Origin of the sequence: Thioalkalivibrio sp. ALJ2 (genome assembly GCF_000378325.1) — a bacterium.
Lineage (GTDB): Bacteria > Pseudomonadota > Gammaproteobacteria > Ectothiorhodospirales > Ectothiorhodospiraceae > Thioalkalivibrio.
Window position 1 is genome coordinate 81,895 of sequence record NZ_KB899558.1, and the last position, 15,384, is coordinate 97,278.

The 15,384-nt window shown below is 60.8% G+C and carries 13 protein-coding genes and 1 tRNA gene; 5 read left to right on the forward strand and 9 right to left on the reverse strand.

The genetic code is table 11. The features are described 5' to 3' along the window. Positions 1 to 50: 50 nt before the first annotated feature. Entirely contained in the window at positions 51 to 266 is a 216-nt protein-coding gene (locus tag F468_RS0110875) for an AlpA family transcriptional regulator (RefSeq protein ID WP_018995158.1), read from the forward strand. A gap of 293 nt (positions 267 to 559) precedes the next feature. Here F468_RS0110875 and F468_RS14525 read toward each other — a convergent pair whose 3' ends face one another. Beyond that, positions 560 to 721 carry a hypothetical protein gene (locus F468_RS14525; RefSeq protein ID WP_018995159.1) on the reverse strand — a complete coding sequence of 54 codons (162 nt, stop codon included), beginning with the start codon at positions 719 to 721 and terminating at the stop codon, positions 560 to 562. On the opposite strand from F468_RS14525, the gene F468_RS0110885 reads away from it, so the two are divergent. Then, positions 705 to 2,219 (forward strand): DUF3987 domain-containing protein, encoded by a 1,515-nt coding sequence (locus F468_RS0110885; RefSeq protein ID WP_038049214.1) that lies wholly within the window; start codon positions 705 to 707, stop codon positions 2,217 to 2,219. The two genes, F468_RS14525 and F468_RS0110885, sit on opposite strands and share 17 nt — an antisense overlap. Before the next feature lie 553 nt (positions 2,220 to 2,772). Next, positions 2,773 to 2,943 carry a hypothetical protein gene (locus F468_RS14680; RefSeq protein ID WP_018995161.1) on the forward strand — a complete coding sequence of 57 codons (171 nt, stop codon included), beginning with the start codon at positions 2,773 to 2,775 and terminating at the stop codon, positions 2,941 to 2,943. Positions 2,944 to 3,001: 58 nt separating this feature from the next. Here the strand turns inward: F468_RS14680 and F468_RS14770 are convergent, their stop codons facing one another. Next, positions 3,002 to 3,703: a tetratricopeptide repeat protein gene (locus tag F468_RS14770; protein WP_081616980.1), complete on the reverse strand. Its 702-nt coding sequence runs from the start codon at positions 3,701 to 3,703 to the stop codon at positions 3,002 to 3,004. A gap of 514 nt (positions 3,704 to 4,217) precedes the next feature. On the opposite strand from F468_RS14770, the gene F468_RS0110910 reads away from it, so the two are divergent. Then, a complete protein-coding gene (locus tag F468_RS0110910) occupies positions 4,218 to 5,069 on the forward strand; it encodes a hypothetical protein (RefSeq protein WP_018995165.1) in 852 nt (283 codons plus the stop codon). Positions 5,070 to 5,231: 162 nt separating this feature from the next. Here the strand turns inward: F468_RS0110910 and F468_RS14530 are convergent, their stop codons facing one another. After that, on the reverse strand, positions 5,232 to 5,561 hold the full coding sequence (locus tag F468_RS14530; RefSeq protein WP_155997847.1) for a hypothetical protein: 330 nt from the start codon (positions 5,559 to 5,561) through the stop codon (positions 5,232 to 5,234). Positions 5,562 to 6,356: 795 nt separating this feature from the next. Here F468_RS14530 and F468_RS14310 point away from each other — a divergent pair. Next, positions 6,357 to 6,749 carry an integrase core domain-containing protein gene (locus F468_RS14310; protein WP_369773908.1) on the forward strand — a complete coding sequence of 131 codons (393 nt, stop codon included), beginning with the start codon at positions 6,357 to 6,359 and terminating at the stop codon, positions 6,747 to 6,749. Here F468_RS14310 and F468_RS14315 read toward each other — a convergent pair. The 6 genes from F468_RS14315 to alaS form a co-directional block, all read right to left on the reverse strand. Next, complete coding sequence (locus F468_RS14315; RefSeq protein ID WP_155997848.1) at positions 6,700 to 7,806, reverse strand: tetratricopeptide repeat protein; 1,107 nt, start codon at positions 7,804 to 7,806, stop codon at positions 6,700 to 6,702. The two genes, F468_RS14310 and F468_RS14315, sit on opposite strands and share 50 nt — an antisense overlap. Positions 7,807 to 9,284: 1,478 nt before the next feature. After that, positions 9,285 to 10,205, reverse strand: a complete 921-nt coding sequence (locus F468_RS13805) for an IS481 family transposase (RefSeq protein ID WP_081616983.1) — start codon at positions 10,203 to 10,205, stop codon at positions 9,285 to 9,287. Between the two features lie 306 nt (positions 10,206 to 10,511). Next, positions 10,512 to 10,602: transfer RNA gene (locus tag F468_RS0110925), tRNA-Ser, on the reverse strand. A gap of 84 nt (positions 10,603 to 10,686) precedes the next feature. Then, the gene (csrA, locus tag F468_RS0110930; RefSeq protein WP_012982990.1) at positions 10,687 to 10,935 is read right to left on the reverse strand and encodes a carbon storage regulator CsrA; all 249 of its coding nucleotides are present in this window, start codon (positions 10,933 to 10,935) and stop codon (positions 10,687 to 10,689) included. Between the two features lie 68 nt (positions 10,936 to 11,003). Then, complete coding sequence (locus tag F468_RS0110935; protein ID WP_018138521.1) at positions 11,004 to 12,248, reverse strand: aspartate kinase; 1,245 nt, start codon at positions 12,246 to 12,248, stop codon at positions 11,004 to 11,006. Positions 12,249 to 12,399: 151 nt separating this feature from the next. Further along, the gene (gene alaS, locus F468_RS0110940) at positions 12,400 to 15,009 is read right to left on the reverse strand and encodes an alanine--tRNA ligase (protein ID WP_018995168.1); all 2,610 of its coding nucleotides are present in this window, start codon (positions 15,007 to 15,009) and stop codon (positions 12,400 to 12,402) included. Positions 15,010 to 15,384 lie beyond the last annotated feature (375 nt).

Consider the following 15,384-nt stretch of genomic DNA (forward strand, 5'->3'; position numbering starts at 1 on the left):
CTTCAGAATAATCCCTAGCCATGTCCAACAACGCCCAAGGAGGCACAGACATGGCTACGAAAATCCTCAGACTTCCCTCGGTAAAAGCCCGGACGGGTCTTTCCCGCTCGACGATCTACCTGCGCATCGCAGAGGGTAGCTTCCCTGCACCCATTCCCCTCGGTGGTCGCGCTGTCGGCTGGATTGAGGAAGAGGTCGACAACTGGATCAAGGAACGGATCTTGGCAACCCGCACTCACCTCGAAAACACAGGGGGTGCGCGGTGAGCGAAGGGACCCACGACACCCCGCTGGACCGCCTTCTACCGCGGCTGGAAGCGGTCAAACCAGCAGGGCCTAGCCGGTGGTCAGCTCGTTGCCCCGCACATCCGGATCGCACGCCGAGCCTCAGCATTCGAGAAACGGACGACGGCATCCTCCTTATTAAGTGCTGGGCCGGATGCGGTGCGGCTGAGATCGTCGAAGCGATAGGACTCGAACTTCGAGACCTTTTCCCCCAACCGTTAAACACGAGTCGGGCACCATTCCGCCCAGGCCAACGTTGGCTTCCAAAGGATGTGTTAGAAGCTGTTGCGCATGAAGCATTGCTCGTCATGGTCGTTGCAGAGGATGTCCACCAAGGTCTGCTCCCGACCGAAACGGACATGAACCGGCTCGCGCTCGCCGCACGTCGTCTTCGCGCCGCTGCGCGGGAGGTGGGCTGCAATGTCTGAACGCGGCATCAAATATCTCGACGAACGGGTGGCCGCATGCCGGCCTGAACCCGAAGAAACTCTGAGCGAACCCCTGGATTTGTTCGGAAACCTGGAACCGGGACCATTCCCTGTTTCGGTACTCCCCACCTGTATTGGCGAATTTGCGCATGACCAAGGCGAACTAATGGGAGTAGACCCAGGCGTAATCGGTATGGCGGCGCTGACCGTGGTGGCCGGGTGTACCGATGATCGCATCTATCTTCAGCCGAAACGCCACGACGACACGTGGGTCGAATCTGCACGGCTGTGGTTTGCCCCTGTGGGACCGCCTTCGGCGAAGAAGTCGCCTGCGCTGAAGAAGGCAATGGCGCCAGCGCGCGACGTAGATCATATCTGGCGCGAGGAATCCAACGAGAAGCAGCGACAATATGAGCGCGAGCTAAAGCGGATCAAGCGGGAGAAATCCGACGAAGTTGAGCCCACCCCGCCCATTCATAAGCGCCTGATCTTCGGAGACACCACCGTGGAAAAGATGGCCGCCGTAATGGCAAAGTGCGAGCCACGCGGCATGCTTGTTTTTCGAGACGAGCTCACCGGATGGCTCTCCAGCATGGACGCTTACAAGAACGGCAGTGGCAAGGATCGCGCCGACTGGCTGGAAACCTACAACGGCGATCCAAACTGCATCGACCGCCTGAGCCGCGATTCGTCATCCGTCAAAAACTGGTCCGCCTGCATCATGGGGGGAATACAACCGGCCGTCATCCACCAATACGCTGGGAACACTAACCATGACGGAATGCTGCAACGGTTCATGATCTTGTATGCCCGTGGCGCCCGGCAAGGCCAGGACCGCTCCCCAGACATGGCCGCGATTCGCGCCTATGAAAAACTGGTGCATCAGGTAGCGGACACCCGGGCCGGTGAGGTGGTTACGCTATCTGACGGGGCACACGACGCACGGGAGGGGCTGTGGGACCGAATACACGCCTTTACGCAAGCACACCCCAATCCATACCTGACTTCGGCACTGGGCAAATGGGAGGGCCTCTTTTCCCGCCTCCTGCTGACCTTCCACGTCACCGAATGTGCAGCCCGGCAAGAGCATCCGAGTTCCCTAATGGTGCCCAAGGATACTGCGGAGCGAGTCTCGACACTGATATGGGGCACCCTGCTGCCGCACGCGATCCGTTTCTACCAAGAGTTGGATGAAACCGAGGATCGCAGCCGAAAGGTCGCCGCATTGATCCTAGCCCGAGGATGGCAGCAGTTCACTGTGAAGCGCGACCTTGACAGGCACTTGAGCCAGTCGCGGCGGTGGAAACCATGGGAACTCGACGAGGCCATGCAACGCTTGGAGTCATTCGGTTGGCTGATCCCGAAGCCCGAACGGCTCAACGAACGCGGCCGTCCCTCCGCTTACAACGTGAACCCGAAGGTCCACGTGAGGTTCGCCGCGATCGCCGAACAGGAACGGCGCGACCGCCAGATCGTGGCTGACATGATGAAGGGAATCGGTCAGTGAATGTCGGATTTGTCGTACGCGCAGGCGAACAGAGTTACATCCTTCGCTTTTTTCCTCCTATAAGCAGACCACTTTTCAACTGCTCCGCGCGCGCGTACGACATTCGCGCGAACCTGATGCCCACGTTCGAACCCGTTGCGCGGAAAGATACGGTACCGACTAGTGTGCCGAAGTGGAGGTGGGACAAAGGATCGTTGGCGGGCCTTCCAAGCCACCCCACCCAGGAGGTGGAAGTGTTCACCCTGAAGCGTCGACGCCATAGCACTGTACAAACGGGACAAAGAGCCGCAGATAGGATGATGCGGCGCCGCCGAGGCCCCGCATAAGCGAAGCGGTAAAGCTGCATCACCCTCCATCTGGATGGGGTGGACCGAACGGCTTCAGTCTTCTTCCGGAGTTCGAAGTCGCTGTGATAGCCCAACCAGGCGTTCTACGACTTTCAGGGCGTGCACTGGCAATCGACCCGGACCACCACAGCCCGATCAGATCGACCTTCGCCGCTGTTCGCCTGCACATCGCCAGGACCCGGGCTTGCGTGACCCGCAGGACGACCATGAGCCTAGCGTTCAAGCTCGGCCAGAGCGCCCAGAAGCATTGGCACGGACTTCGGGGTTACGAGTGGCTGGACAAACTCGAGCGCGGGGTAACGTTCATCGACGGCGTCGAGCAGACCGACCCGACCAACGACGCCGCATCATCCATCACCGACCGGATCGCCGCCTGAACTCAAAGTCCCTCACACACCAGGCTTGCCAATCACTAGTACCGATTGGCTGGCCAGCTCAGTCACATTGGGCGTAATTCGAGTCCAAGCAGACTCGGGCACGGCGCTCGGCTTCTGCCACTTGACCCGGGGTCATATGCGGATCGAGCTCTTCTATTAAGCTGGTCACAATCCCTTGGGAGGCGGCTAACTCTGCCCACATATACGCTTGAACGAGCTTCCGGTCCAACGCGTACATTTGCCCGAGACTAGCCTGAGCCAAGGGATATCCTTGCTCAGCCGCCCGGCGATACCATCGGGCAGCTTGAGCCATGTCTTGAGGTACACCCCAGCCATTCTGGTGCAGAACGCCAAGGTTGTTCTTTGCAGACACGTAGCCTTGATCAGCGGCCCGGCGCAACCATCTCTCGGCCTCGACAAAGTCTTGGGGAACACCCAAGCCGTCCACGTACAACGTAGCCAAGCCCTCTTGCCCGGGCGCGTGCCCTTGCTCAGCGGATTGGCGGTACCATCGGGCAGCTTGATCAAAATCTTGAGGTACATCTATACCTCGCTGGTACAAATGACCAAGGTAAGCTTGAGCGGGAGCGTACCCTTGTTCTGCCAGCGCGCCGAATATTTCGTACGCCTTCTCATGCTCCCAGTCATGATATGCAGCGATTCCACGTGCAAGCTCATCTTCTGCGGAGGCGAACGCCACACCGCTGACAACTGCTGATACAAAAAGAGTTGCACCGGTGATCCACCTGCTCCCAACCATATTCTCCCTCCCCTTTTGAGCCGAACGCTAGCCCCGTGAACGATACCACGTGCTTCATCGCTGCTCTAGACAGTGAGAAATCCCGGGACCTCGCCTTTGTCCCTGCGCAGAGTGCACGGGGATGGTAGCCATATCAGCAGGAAAACCTCGGAGTCAGGGGCATTGCTGTCCCACTTAATTCCACCAGATAGCCCGATGTCTGGGCCGGAGCCTCAACGCCGTCGCCCCGCAGATCTTCGTGGCGCTTGGCGTCTACCTGCTAGTGGCGTTCCAGACGTTCGTCTCGCGCTCGGCCATGGGCATGAAGGCCGTGCTACGTTTGGTGCAATTGAACCCGTTCCATTGCAGCCCCCTGGTCGATGTACTCCGCGGTCGGAAACAGTATCCACCCGATGCCCAAACACCCCTGCGGCTGAGGGCCACCTAAGTGGGACCGCAGTGGCCCCATATCCTATCTTCCACAATGAGTGATTGAGCTTCCTGTTAGAGATTTGAGCAAGGGAAATACTCCGACATGACGAAGATCCGGGACCTCACCAATGCCGAGCACATCGTGAGCCCCATCGCTGGCGTCCTAGCAGCGGTGCACAACATCACACGGCCGCTCCAAGAGGCCCACAGGGCGATCATCAAGACTGCCGAGAGGAACCGGGAGCTGTTTGCAGATATTCAGCGCTCGCTGGATCAAATCTCGGTGTTTGCCGATGCCATCGAAAGAGAGGAACGACTGGGAGAGGCCGGATGGATTCCGCATCCGCTGCTCCCACTTAGTCAGGTGACGCCAGAGTTGATGGATGATCCCGAAAGACTCGATGAGTTACTTCTGACCCACCTGTTCGAACAGTGGGCCTCCGTCGAGGCCCAGCTTCTGGACGATGAGGTGTTCAGTGTTCTCGATGATGGGCACCGTGAGACGGTTCGCCAAGCGCTGGAAGCGCATCAGGCTGGGCTTTATCGCTGCGTGCCCCGCACCTTATTCGGCGAGATAGAGATGGCAGCCCACGGCGCGCTTGACGGTATCGAGCTGCCAGGGAAGATAACCGCGCAACTGCGACCAGTGTGGGCCCTCCTGGATAAGCTCCCCATATCGCAGCTACAGATTGGCGGAACGACAGGGATCGGCTACTTACTTGCAGAGAAGGCGGTCTACGGGGACACGCGAGCTGGGGGCGCCGATAGCCGATTGCCCAACCGCCATGACCAAGTGCACGGGTTCAGCCGCACCCACGCGACAGAGCGAGACAGCGCCAACACGCTGTTACTCGCAGACATGATGTTCCGCCTTCTTGCAACCCTGAAGGCGGAAGCCGAACAATTGGCCGAATTGGGCCATGGCGAGAATGGATCACCTGCGATCCACAGGTGACAACGTAGTGAGCCGCCTCACGTCACATCTCGATTCAGTCCGTCGACCGCTCCGAGCGGTGACCCAACATAATCACCTTGGGAAGCAAGGCGAAGGCATCGGCCCGATCAAGACCTATTTGCCGCATGCCGGAGGGACAGGCCTGTCGAGTCCGGCCTCCCCTTAAGCGCCCTCCTCATCTTTCTCTTTCATCACGATGCGGAGACGGATTGGAACATTGCCGGTCGAGTCGGTCCACACTTTCGTCCAGCGCCCATTTATCAAAACCTTCTCTGCCCGGATACCGTAGGTTTCTCGAGCCCAGTCTTCTACCGCCGAACGGCTCTTCGCATATCCCGCCCCAAATTCAGGCGCTGTCCCGCGCATTCCAGAAAGAGTGCGCGGAATGTGCCCCTCCTCTATCACGCGCAATTGATAGCTGCCAAAGCGTTTAGGAACCACCGATTCCGGTACGTGAATCTCCGGTAGCCGTGCATTATCCAAGCCATCCATATCCCTTCCTCCTTATATTCAATACCGTCGTTACTTGACTATTTTTCTACAAACCGAGCAACCTCTGTGATCGACCAGTAGAGGAAGCTTTCCATACCGCCTTAACCTACGGACGGAGAACCCCGTTACCGTTTTTGTACATTACCTATCCTAGACGATTTAGCCGGAACAAAAACTCGTAATTCACTGTTAATTACTGTCTGGTATAAGTTCAGGTTAGGGGTCGCCTGCGGATGGAATGCGATCATCCAGATCGGGAGTTCTCCGGGCCCTCTAGGGCCGAAGGCGTCAGAGCCGCGCCAGAGCCCGTTAACGAAAACCCAGATCATTCAGATCTCTGAGGCAATTCAATACCAGTGGAAGCGGCGATGTAGTGGCATGGAGGCGGCGGAGTCCACCGATTGAAGGAGCAGGTGGAGCACTATTCGGAGGGGGGCTTCGGCAAGCTGTTCAAATTGATCCAGCGGCGGGGCCTGTCCCGGATCCACAAGCGAGTTCCTCGCCCGGAATTTGCCCTGGAGCGAAAGCTGCGACGCAAGGACAAGCGTCGCTTGTCGCCACCGGAGCCAGGCCCCTTGACTTGTCGACGGAGGCCCACAACTCGCGCTGCTCAGGAGACTTCATTTCTGATCCGCGATGGAGCAGGGACGCTGACCACGGAGGCCGATCTGAGTCTGCCCGCACCGGGTGCTGGAGCGCATTGCCGCCTGGCGAGGCTATCCGTTGCAGCTCCGCCTTGATAATGGCCCCAAGTTCGTCTCGGCCACGATCGCCGACTGGGCCGAACAGCAGGGCGTGGAACTGAGCGTCATCCAGCCTGATAAACCGATGCAGAACGGGTTCATCGAACGATTCAACGGCAGCTACCGCCACGGGGGCGTGCATCTCTGCGTCTCCCGAACGCTGAGCAAAGCCCGGGGACACACCGAGCAGTGGCCGCAGGACTGCCACGAAACCATCCCTCACGAGTCGCTGGCGAATCTCACGCCGGTCGAGTACCGCAGCTACACGACCCCGAACGTCTCGTTATCCGTCGACTCAATCCGGCGCCGTGGACAAATGCGGAAAGTGGTCCGCCCTGTCTTTCGCCCACGTGCAGATATACGCTCTATGCCATGTCGCTGGACAATCGGACCCCTTACCGCAGATTCTCCAACGCGGTGTCACATACTCGAAGATGCCAATTGACTTGCTCTAGCAGCAGAAGGTCTCGCTCGGGCCATCCCCCGATGAACGCGGCCTCCAGCATCTCGGCTCTCGCTTTGTTGCGCGTCAAATGCTCATCGAAAACGAAACCCAAGTTGTCATCGCTCCTTCGGGCACCCATCAACCCAACAACCTCTGCCAGGCGGATCCGGCTGGCACGCCAAATATCCTCCGCTCGAAGGTGTTCAGCTCCTTCCATAACTGCGCTATAAACGAAGAAACAACGCGAGATAATCTGATCGCGCTCCACGAGCCAGGCTGTATTTCCTGGTTCAATCTCGCTCAAGAGCTCCTCTGCAGCCTCAAGCCCTTTATTGCTCGAACGAAGAAGCCAGTATTGCGCCCAATCTGGATCTTGCTGTACGCCGTATCCTTTGACATAGATCAGGCCGAGGTGGTACATACCCAGAACGTCGCCAAAAAAGGCTGCTTCAGAAAAAAGCTCCCGAGCTCGTGCGTAGTCTTTCGAAACGCCGCGCCCGGTTAGATAGAGGGTCCCCAAGTTTGTGTAGGCCCCTGAAAATCCCCCAGCCGCGGATCTTTCATACCATTTCTTCGCCATTTCGTAACTTTGCTGTACCCCCCGCCCGTTTGCATACATTACCCCAAGGTTGTATTGGGCAAGCGCGTTCCCCTTGCTTGCGGCGCGCCTGTAGAGAGAAACTGCCGCTAAATAGTCTCGTTGACCAGTCACTCCGTCTTCATGGAAACCCCCCAAGACAACCAATGCTTGTGCATGTCCTTGCTCAGCGGCTTTCCGATACCAGTGGTATGCGAGACGAAGGTCCTCTACCTCGCCATGGTGGTAACCCCTAGCAGTCCGGAAGTAAAGCGCTCCCAAGTCATCAGGCTCGCTCAAAGAGTCTTTGGATGTGAGCAACGGTAGGGCCGAAGATGAATGCTCAGATATGCCAGGTAAGTCAACGGATAGCTGTTGGTCCAATTCGCCTTGCGCCCAACTGTCCCCAGCAAGAACCGCCCACAAGGCTAGCGAAAAGCCCACGGCGCGATTCGCGAAGCCGCTCATTCGATTATCCACATGGGCCTCGAAAGAAGCCGCCTACCATCTAGTTTCATTCGGTGCATGGTTACCTCAGGCCGAGCAAGACTTAGTCAGTTGTTATGACTAGAAACGAGCGGTTGCCTGGCTGCAAGAAAGCTCTAGGTTTGCAGCGTTGTGAACCTCCGCATTCTGCCAACGATAGTAGCGCTTCTCCGGCGGTGTGGGGTTGAATGGATTATTTATTCGAGGGTGTTCTAATTCAACGAAGTCGGATCTAAACCAGCTTCTCGCATTGCTGAGAAGGTTGGGGCGAGCGCTGATGCGCCCCGAGTATAGCTCGACAGCATTATTGTGGATGATTCGGCAGAAAAGTTCGACCTCCCTCAGGGTTCTCGTCGGGTGCCTATTCGAAATTTCCAATGAGAGGCCGACCTGAGAGGTTCCGGTAAATGCTTGTTGATGGTGAAATTTGTAGTAATGAAATCCAACGTGTTCTCTGAAGCAGTCGGAGTTTAATGTAAGGCAGCTTAGATCTAGACGCGGAGAATCGGCGACCTCTAAGGAAAGGGTTGGCTGCGAGCGGGGGGCAGTTTGCTCTGTCGCGGATGCCGATTGGATGCCAGTGGTCCCAAACATAAGAATGAAGGGGGCACTCAAGATGGCCCTCTTTGTGATGGACAAGGGGGGGCGTCGACTGGAGATCATGGCGATTATCCAAGGTATGTGTGCGGTATCAGGGATTGTGCCCGTCGCTTCAGCAGCCGAATGATGGTCCTTCTATGGGCCATGGTCCCCAGGCTGAGAATATAACCCATGACGCAGGCGGACAAAGGGTGGACGGGCCTTGAGGGGCGGGCCAAGGTAAACCACGGAAAATGACATTGGGTCCAGTTGCGGCGTGGGAGCACGGTAACGCGCTGGAAAACGGGGAAATTGGGTCTGGCTGGCGCGAAATTCACGCTTATTGGGGTCATTTTGGCCATTAGCGCGGACACCGCGATCAGCAGGCCATCCGCCGAGAGCAGAGCCACTGCTCGGACTCGGACCCCTATCGCTTCCTGCCGCGGTGTCGGCGTGGTTGCCAGCCGCTTCGGGCAAATGAGGCCGACCTTGCACGTATAGCATAGCGCCACTCGCGCAATGTCATACGGATGCTGCCGTGGCGCCAGGCCCGCTCGGGGTCGTTCACGTTCGGCGGCACTTCCTGCAGCCCCCGCCGAATCTGGGGCGTGGTACGCGTTAGAACCGATCGTATTCGCCCTGTTCGGACCTGCCGCACACGATACTCAGCCACCCCCGAGCAAAAACAAAGGGGTGGCTTGTGGAGTGGTCAAGTGATTTTGGACGCCTCTATCGGTGTTTCGGCTGTCCATTTTCGCTCATAGGCGTTGCGCGACAGGTCGCCCAGGGTCGTGGTGCCTCAGCATTTTTGTCAAGGGCCCGGCGACGTTATTGGGGTGCCCCGGATGGCTTGGTCATGATGCACGTCGGCGGGCGCGGAACGCACTCCATCTTCAGTGCATGGAGATGCTGATGGGTGGCTGTTTGTTCAGGCTACCGTGTGGGCGGTGCCAGTTGTAGTCGTGGATCCACCGGGGCAGATGGCGTTTGCGTTCCTCTGACGTGGCGTAGGTGAAGGCGTAGGCCCACTCGCGCAGGGCGATCTGGATGAAGCGCTCCGCCTTGCCGTTGGTTCGCGGTGTATAGGGCCGTGTCCGGCGATGACGGATGCCCAGCCGACGGCAGGCCTGGCTGAACGCCCGGGCGTGATAGCAGGGCCCGTTGTCGGTCAGGACCCGCCGGATGGCGATCCCCAGGGTGGCGTAGTAGCGCACGGCCGCCTCCAGGTGCGCGATCGCGTCCTGGGCCCGCTCGGCGGGATGGATCTCACTGTAGGCGACCCGTGAGCGGTCATCGATAGCGACATACACGTACTCGTAGCCCACGCCGATCGAGTCCTTGGCGCGGACGCCGGTCACGCGGTGGCCCGGATGACGGAAGCGTGCCAGCTTCTTGATATCCAGATGGAGCAGATCACCGGGGTGTTCGTGCTCGTAGCGCCCAGGCGGTTCGACCGGCTCCAGTGCGCTCAGGCGGTTCAGGCCTTCGCGCCGCAGGATCCGGCTGACGCTGGCTCTCGAGATTCGGGTGAAGGTGGCGATCCGATCCATGGTCCAGCGCTGGCGCCGCAAGGCGACCACTTGGCGCTGGATCCGTTGCGGGGTTCGCCGCGGTTGGCGCCGCGGCCGGGACGAACGGTCCACAAGACCCGAACGGCCCGCCTTCTGGAACCGTTGGACCCAGCGGTGCACGGTCTTCGGATCCACGCCAACGGCGCGGGCCGCGGCCCGAAGGCTCTGGCCGTGATCTACGACCAGACGAGCCATCCGCTCTCGACCGCGGGGGCCCATTAAGGCATTTTGGTGAAGGTTCACGGGGCGTCCTCCTTGGGAATGGCTAAGTCCGCAAACTCAGCATCCTTCGGAGTCGTCCCGTGGACAACCTATTGAGAGATCACATCTAGGGATGTAGAAGACGAAACTTAAGCTCGGAAAATCGTGCTGGCGGGGCAAAAGGACGGCGGTCCCGTGTCGGAAGCAGGCGCACCGACCCAGGCAGATTGTAGATGCGCCCCTACAGGCAAACATCTCGCATTATGCCCCTAGTGGGGGACTAATCGGGGGACCGATATCCCGCTGACCTATATTTATTGAGGGCAATCAGCGGGTTACCGTTGAAAATGGCGGAGAGTGAGGGATTCGAACCCTCGATGGGCTTTTGACCCATACTCCCTTAGCAGGGGAGCGCCTTCGACCACTCGGCCAACTCTCCGGAATGCGCGGCACAGGATACGGACTTGTGCCCATAAAGAAAAGGCCCGGCGGCCACTGGGGCCGCCGGGCCTGGCAACCTCTGTCAGTCGTCGCGCGAGGAAGCGGCCACGCTCCCCCCCGGGGCGGACCCACCGCCGGACGAACCCTGATCGTCGCCCGCTACGTTGGATTCGCGCTGGATGCGCTGGAAAATCTCCTCGCGGTGGACAGCAACGTCCTGAGGCGCGTTGATCCCGATACGAACCTGATTGCCCTTGACCCCCAGGACGGTGACGGAAACGTCCTCGCCGATCATGAGGGTCTCGCCCACACGTCGAGTCAAAATGAGCATGCTCTTCTCCGCAGTGCCTGTGTCGGACGCAGTCGGTCGTCCGGTAACCGTTTTACGGTCTGTCATCCTTAACCGTCCTCCTGTTGACCGACAGGTTCCTGCTCAAGTTCAAAGGCATCATGCAGAGCGCGTACTGCAAGTTCGAGGTACTTCTCATCCACGACCACCGAGATCTTGATCTCGGAGGTCGAAATCATCCGAATGTTGATCGTCTCACGCGAGAGCGCCTCAAACATCTTGCTGGCAATCCCCGCGTGCGAGCGCATACCGACGCCGACCACCGAGATCTTCACGATGTGGGTGTCCCCGGAGACCTCACGCGCACTCAGCGCCCTGCAGGCATCCTGCAGAATCGCCAGCGCCTTGTCGTAGTCGTTGCGATGAACCGTAAAGGTGAAGTCGGTGGTCTGATCCGCGCCCACGTTCTGCACGATCATGTCCACCTCGATGTTGGCGTCCGCGATCGGGCCGAGGATGCGATGCGCGACCCCCGGTTGATCGGGGACGCCCTGAACCGTCAGCTGGGCCTCGTTCTGATTGAACGCGATACCCGCAACCAGCGCCTGTTCCACCTGCGCATCCTCCTCCGTGGTAATCAGGGTCCCCGGTCCTTCCTCGAACGAGGACAGCACTCTGAGAGGGACGTTGTACTTGCCCGCAAATTCCACCGCGCGGATCTGCAGCACCTTGGACCCGAGGCTCGCCATCTCCAGCATCTCCTCGAAGGTGATGCTGTGCAGGCGTCGCGCATTCGGCACCAGGCGCGGGTCGGTGGTGTACACACCATCGACATCCGTATAAATCCGGCACTCGTCGGCCTTCAGCGCGGCCGCGAGCGCGACCGCCGTGGTATCCGATCCGCCGCGGCCCAGCGTGGTGATCGCGCCGTGCTCGTCCACGCCCTGGAAACCGGCCACAACGACGATACGGCCGGCCTCCAGATCCGCGCGCACACGGGCATCGTCAATACTGCGGATACGCGCCTTGTTATGCGCGCTGTCGGTGCGAATCGTGACCTGGGCGCCGGTATAGGATCGCGCCGGGCAACCATGCGCCTCCAGCGCCATCGACAGGAGGGCAATCGTCACCTGCTCGCCGGTGGATAGGAGTACATCCAGCTCGCGGCCATCGGCCCGCGGGTTCAGCGCATGCGCGAGCCCCAGCAGACGATCCGTCTCGCCACTCATCGCGGAGACGACGATCACCACCTGGTGGCCCTCCTCGCGCAGCTTCAGCGCCCGCTCCGCGACCGCCTGGATGCGCTCGGTGGTGCCCACCGAGGTGCCCCCGAATTTCAGTACCAGCAACGCCATTGCACGATTCCATTCACCGCCACCCGGAAAGGCGGCGCATTAAACATCATTCAGTTCTTCATTGCGAGCACCCACGGGCACGCGCGTAAAGCGCCCCGAGGGTGGCGGACAGACATCCCCGCGGCGCTGGCCCCGCGGTGACGGATGGTCTTCAGGCGCGCTCGCGTACCCAGTCGGCGACCGAGGCCAGCGCGGCCTCAAGCTTGTCCGGGCTTTGGCCGCCGGCCATCGCCATGTCCGGGCGGCCACCGCCCTTGCCGTCCACCTGCGCGGCCACATGACCGACCAGATCGCCGGCCTTGAACTGGCCGGTCTCGGCCTTGGTGACGCCGGCCACCAGGCTGACCTTGCCCTCGCCGGTCGCGGTACCCAGGACCACCACCGCCTTGCCGAGTTTCTGCTTGAGTTGGTCGACCATGTCGCGCAGGGCCTTGGGCTCCACGCCCTCGACCTTCGCGGCCAGCACCTGCACGCCGCCGACCTCCTGCGCCTGCGAGGCCAGATCGCTGCCGGCCTGGCTGGCCAGCTTGCCCTTGAGCTGTTCGATCTGCTTTTCCAGTTCGCGCGAGCGCTCCTGCAGCTGAGCGACCTTATCGGCCGCCTCGCCACGCCCGGCGCGCAGGCGGTCGGCGATCGCATCCAGATACCCGAGCTGCTGGTCGACCCAGCGCAGCGCGACCTGGCCGGCGACCGCCTCGATGCGGCGGATACCGGCGGCCACCCCGCCCTCGGAGGTGATGCGGAACAACCCGATGTCCCCGGTGCGGTCCACATGCGTGCCGCCGCACAACTCCACGGAGGTGCCGATCTTCAGCACCCGGACCTGATCGCCGTACTTCTCGCCGAACAGCGCGACCGCGCCGGACTCCATCGCCGACTCGATGTCCATCACGCGGGTATCGGTGGCGTCGTTGGCCAGGATCTCCGAGTTCACCTGGGCCTCGATGGAGCGCAGCTGCTCGTCGGTCAGCGGCTCCATGTGGGTGAAGTCGAAGCGCAGCCGATCGGGGTCCACCAGCGAGCCCTTCTGCTGGACGTGGTCGCCCAGCTGGTCGCGCAAGGCCTTGTGCAGCAGGTGGGTCGCCGAGTGATGGCGGCGAATGTTCTCGCGACGCGGGCCTTCGACTGCGGCCTGCAGCGTCTGCTCGACCTCCAGCGTGCCGGCACGCACCTGGCCCACGTGGATATGTGCCGCGCCCTGCTTGCGGGTGTCGGCGACCTGGAAGCGCACGCCGGAGCCACTGAGCGTGCCGACATCGCCCACCTGGCCGCCGGACTCGCCGTAGAACGGCGTGCGGTCCAGTACCACCAGGCCTTCGGCGCCGACCTCGAGTCGTTCGACCGGCTCGCCGTTCTGGTACAGCGCGACCACGCGACCCTCGTCGTCGACGGTCTCGTAGCCGGAGAATGTGGTTTCGACGTCGACTTGCGGCAGGCCGCCGTCGTCCATGGAGAAGTGACTGGCCGCGCGGGCGCGGGCGCGCTGATCCGCCATCGCGGACTCGAAGCCCGCCATGTCCAGCTCCAGACCGCGCTCGCGGGCGATGTCACCGGTCAGATCCACCGGGAAGCCGTAGGTGTCATACAGCAGGAAGATGGTCTCGCCCGGGATCACCGTGCCCTTCAGGTCACGCAGATCGTCTTCCAGGATCTTCATGCCCTTGTCGAGCGTCTCCAGGAACTTGCGCTCTTCCTTCTCCAGCACCTGCTCGACCCGGGCCTGTGCCTCTGCCAGCTCCGGGAAGGCCTCGCCCATCGCGCGCACCAAATCGCCGACCATCTGGTAGAGGAAGGCGTCCTGCGCGCCCATCTTGAACCCGTGGCGTGCGGCGCGGCGGATGATGCGGCGCAACACGTAGCCGCGGCCCTCGTTCGACGGCAACACGCCGTCGGTGATCAGGAAGGCGATAGAACGGATGTGGTCGGCGATCACGCGCAGCGAGGCGGAGTCCTGCTCCTTTGCCCCGGTCACGCGCGCGGCGGCCGCGATCAGGTCCTGGAACAGGTCGATCTCGTAGTTGGAGTGCACGCCCTGCAGCACGGCGGCCAAGCGCTCGAGGCCCATGCCGGTATCGACGGACGGGCGCGGCAGCGGGTTCAGCGTGCCGTCCGCGTCGCGGTCGTACTGCATGAACACGAGATTCCAGATCTCGATATAGCGGTCGCCGTCCTCGTCCGGGGAACCGGGCGGGCCGCCCTCGACCTCCGGGCCGTGGTCATAGAAGACCTCGGTGCAGGGGCCACAGGGGCCGGTGTCGCCCATCTGCCAGAAGTTGTCGGAACCGCCGCCTGGCTTGTCGCCGATGCGCACGATGCGCTCGGCTGGAACCTGGATCTCGTTCGCCCAGACGTTGTAGGCGTCGTCGTCGGTCTCGTAGACAGTGACCCACAGCTTTTCCGGCGGCAGACCGATGGTCTCGGTCAGGAACTGCCAGGCGTAGTGGATGGCATCGCGCTTGAAGTAGTCGCCGAAGCTGAAGTTGCCCAGCATCTCGAAGAAGGTGTGATGCCGCGCGGTATAGCCGACGTTTTCCAGATCGTTGTGCTTGCCGCCGGCGCGCACGCAGCGCTGGCTGGACACCGCGCGGTTGTACGAACGCTTCTCGCGGCCGAGGAACACATCCTTGAACTGCACCATCCCCGCGTTGGTGAACAGCAGCGTGGGATCGTTGCCCGGTACCAGTGGGCTGGAAGACACGATCGTATGACCATGCCCTTCAAAGAATTCGAGGAAACTCCGGCGAATGTCGGCGCTTTTCATGCGGTTCCGATTGAATATGGGGTCAAAACCGGAATCCTATCACGCAAGCCCCCAACCCGCGTATTGCCGCCCCCGCCTTCGGGCCATGTTGCCTATCATCACCAGGCTCCGAAGAGGGTGTGGCAATCGGCTGGGCCTGGCCAGAATCGGGATCAGGTGGTTCCGTAGAGCGATTGCTTCGCTGCGCTCGCAATGACGGGACAAAAACGACGTCATTGCGAGGAGCAACGCGACGAAGCAATCGGCATCCACGGCCACCTGATCCAAGCGCCGAGTGACCCACCAACGACTGCCACGGTCCCTCCAACGCCTCGCAATGACGCACCATGATCGCGGTCATTGCGAGGAGCCCGGCGACGAAGCAATCGGCAAGTA

Bases quoted from the DNA above. Each gene is read 5' to 3' on its own strand.
- F468_RS0110875 (WP_018995158.1), top strand. From the start codon at position 51: ATGGCTACGAAAATCCTCAGACTTCCCTCGGTAAAAGCCCGGACGGGT.
- F468_RS0110885 (WP_038049214.1), top strand. From the start codon at position 705: ATGTCTGAACGCGGCATCAAATATCTCGACGAACGGGTGGCCGCATGC.
- F468_RS14525 (WP_018995159.1), bottom strand. From the start codon at position 721: ATGCCGCGTTCAGACATTGCAGCCCACCTCCCGCGCAGCGGCGCGAAG.
- F468_RS14680 (WP_018995161.1), top strand. From the start codon at position 2,773: ATGAGCCTAGCGTTCAAGCTCGGCCAGAGCGCCCAGAAGCATTGGCAC.
- F468_RS14770 (WP_081616980.1), bottom strand. From the start codon at position 3,703: ATGGTTGGGAGCAGGTGGATCACCGGTGCAACTCTTTTTGTATCAGCA.
- F468_RS0110910 (WP_018995165.1), top strand. From the start codon at position 4,218: ATGACGAAGATCCGGGACCTCACCAATGCCGAGCACATCGTGAGCCCC.
- F468_RS14530 (WP_155997847.1), bottom strand. From the start codon at position 5,561: ATGGATGGCTTGGATAATGCACGGCTACCGGAGATTCACGTACCGGAA.
- csrA (WP_012982990.1), bottom strand. From the start codon at position 10,935: ATGCTCATTTTGACTCGACGTGTGGGCGAGACCCTCATGATCGGCGAG.
- F468_RS0110935 (WP_018138521.1), bottom strand. From the start codon at position 12,248: ATGGCGTTGCTGGTACTGAAATTCGGGGGCACCTCGGTGGGCACCACC.
- alaS (WP_018995168.1), bottom strand. From the start codon at position 15,009: ATGAAAAGCGCCGACATTCGCCGGAGTTTCCTCGAATTCTTTGAAGGG.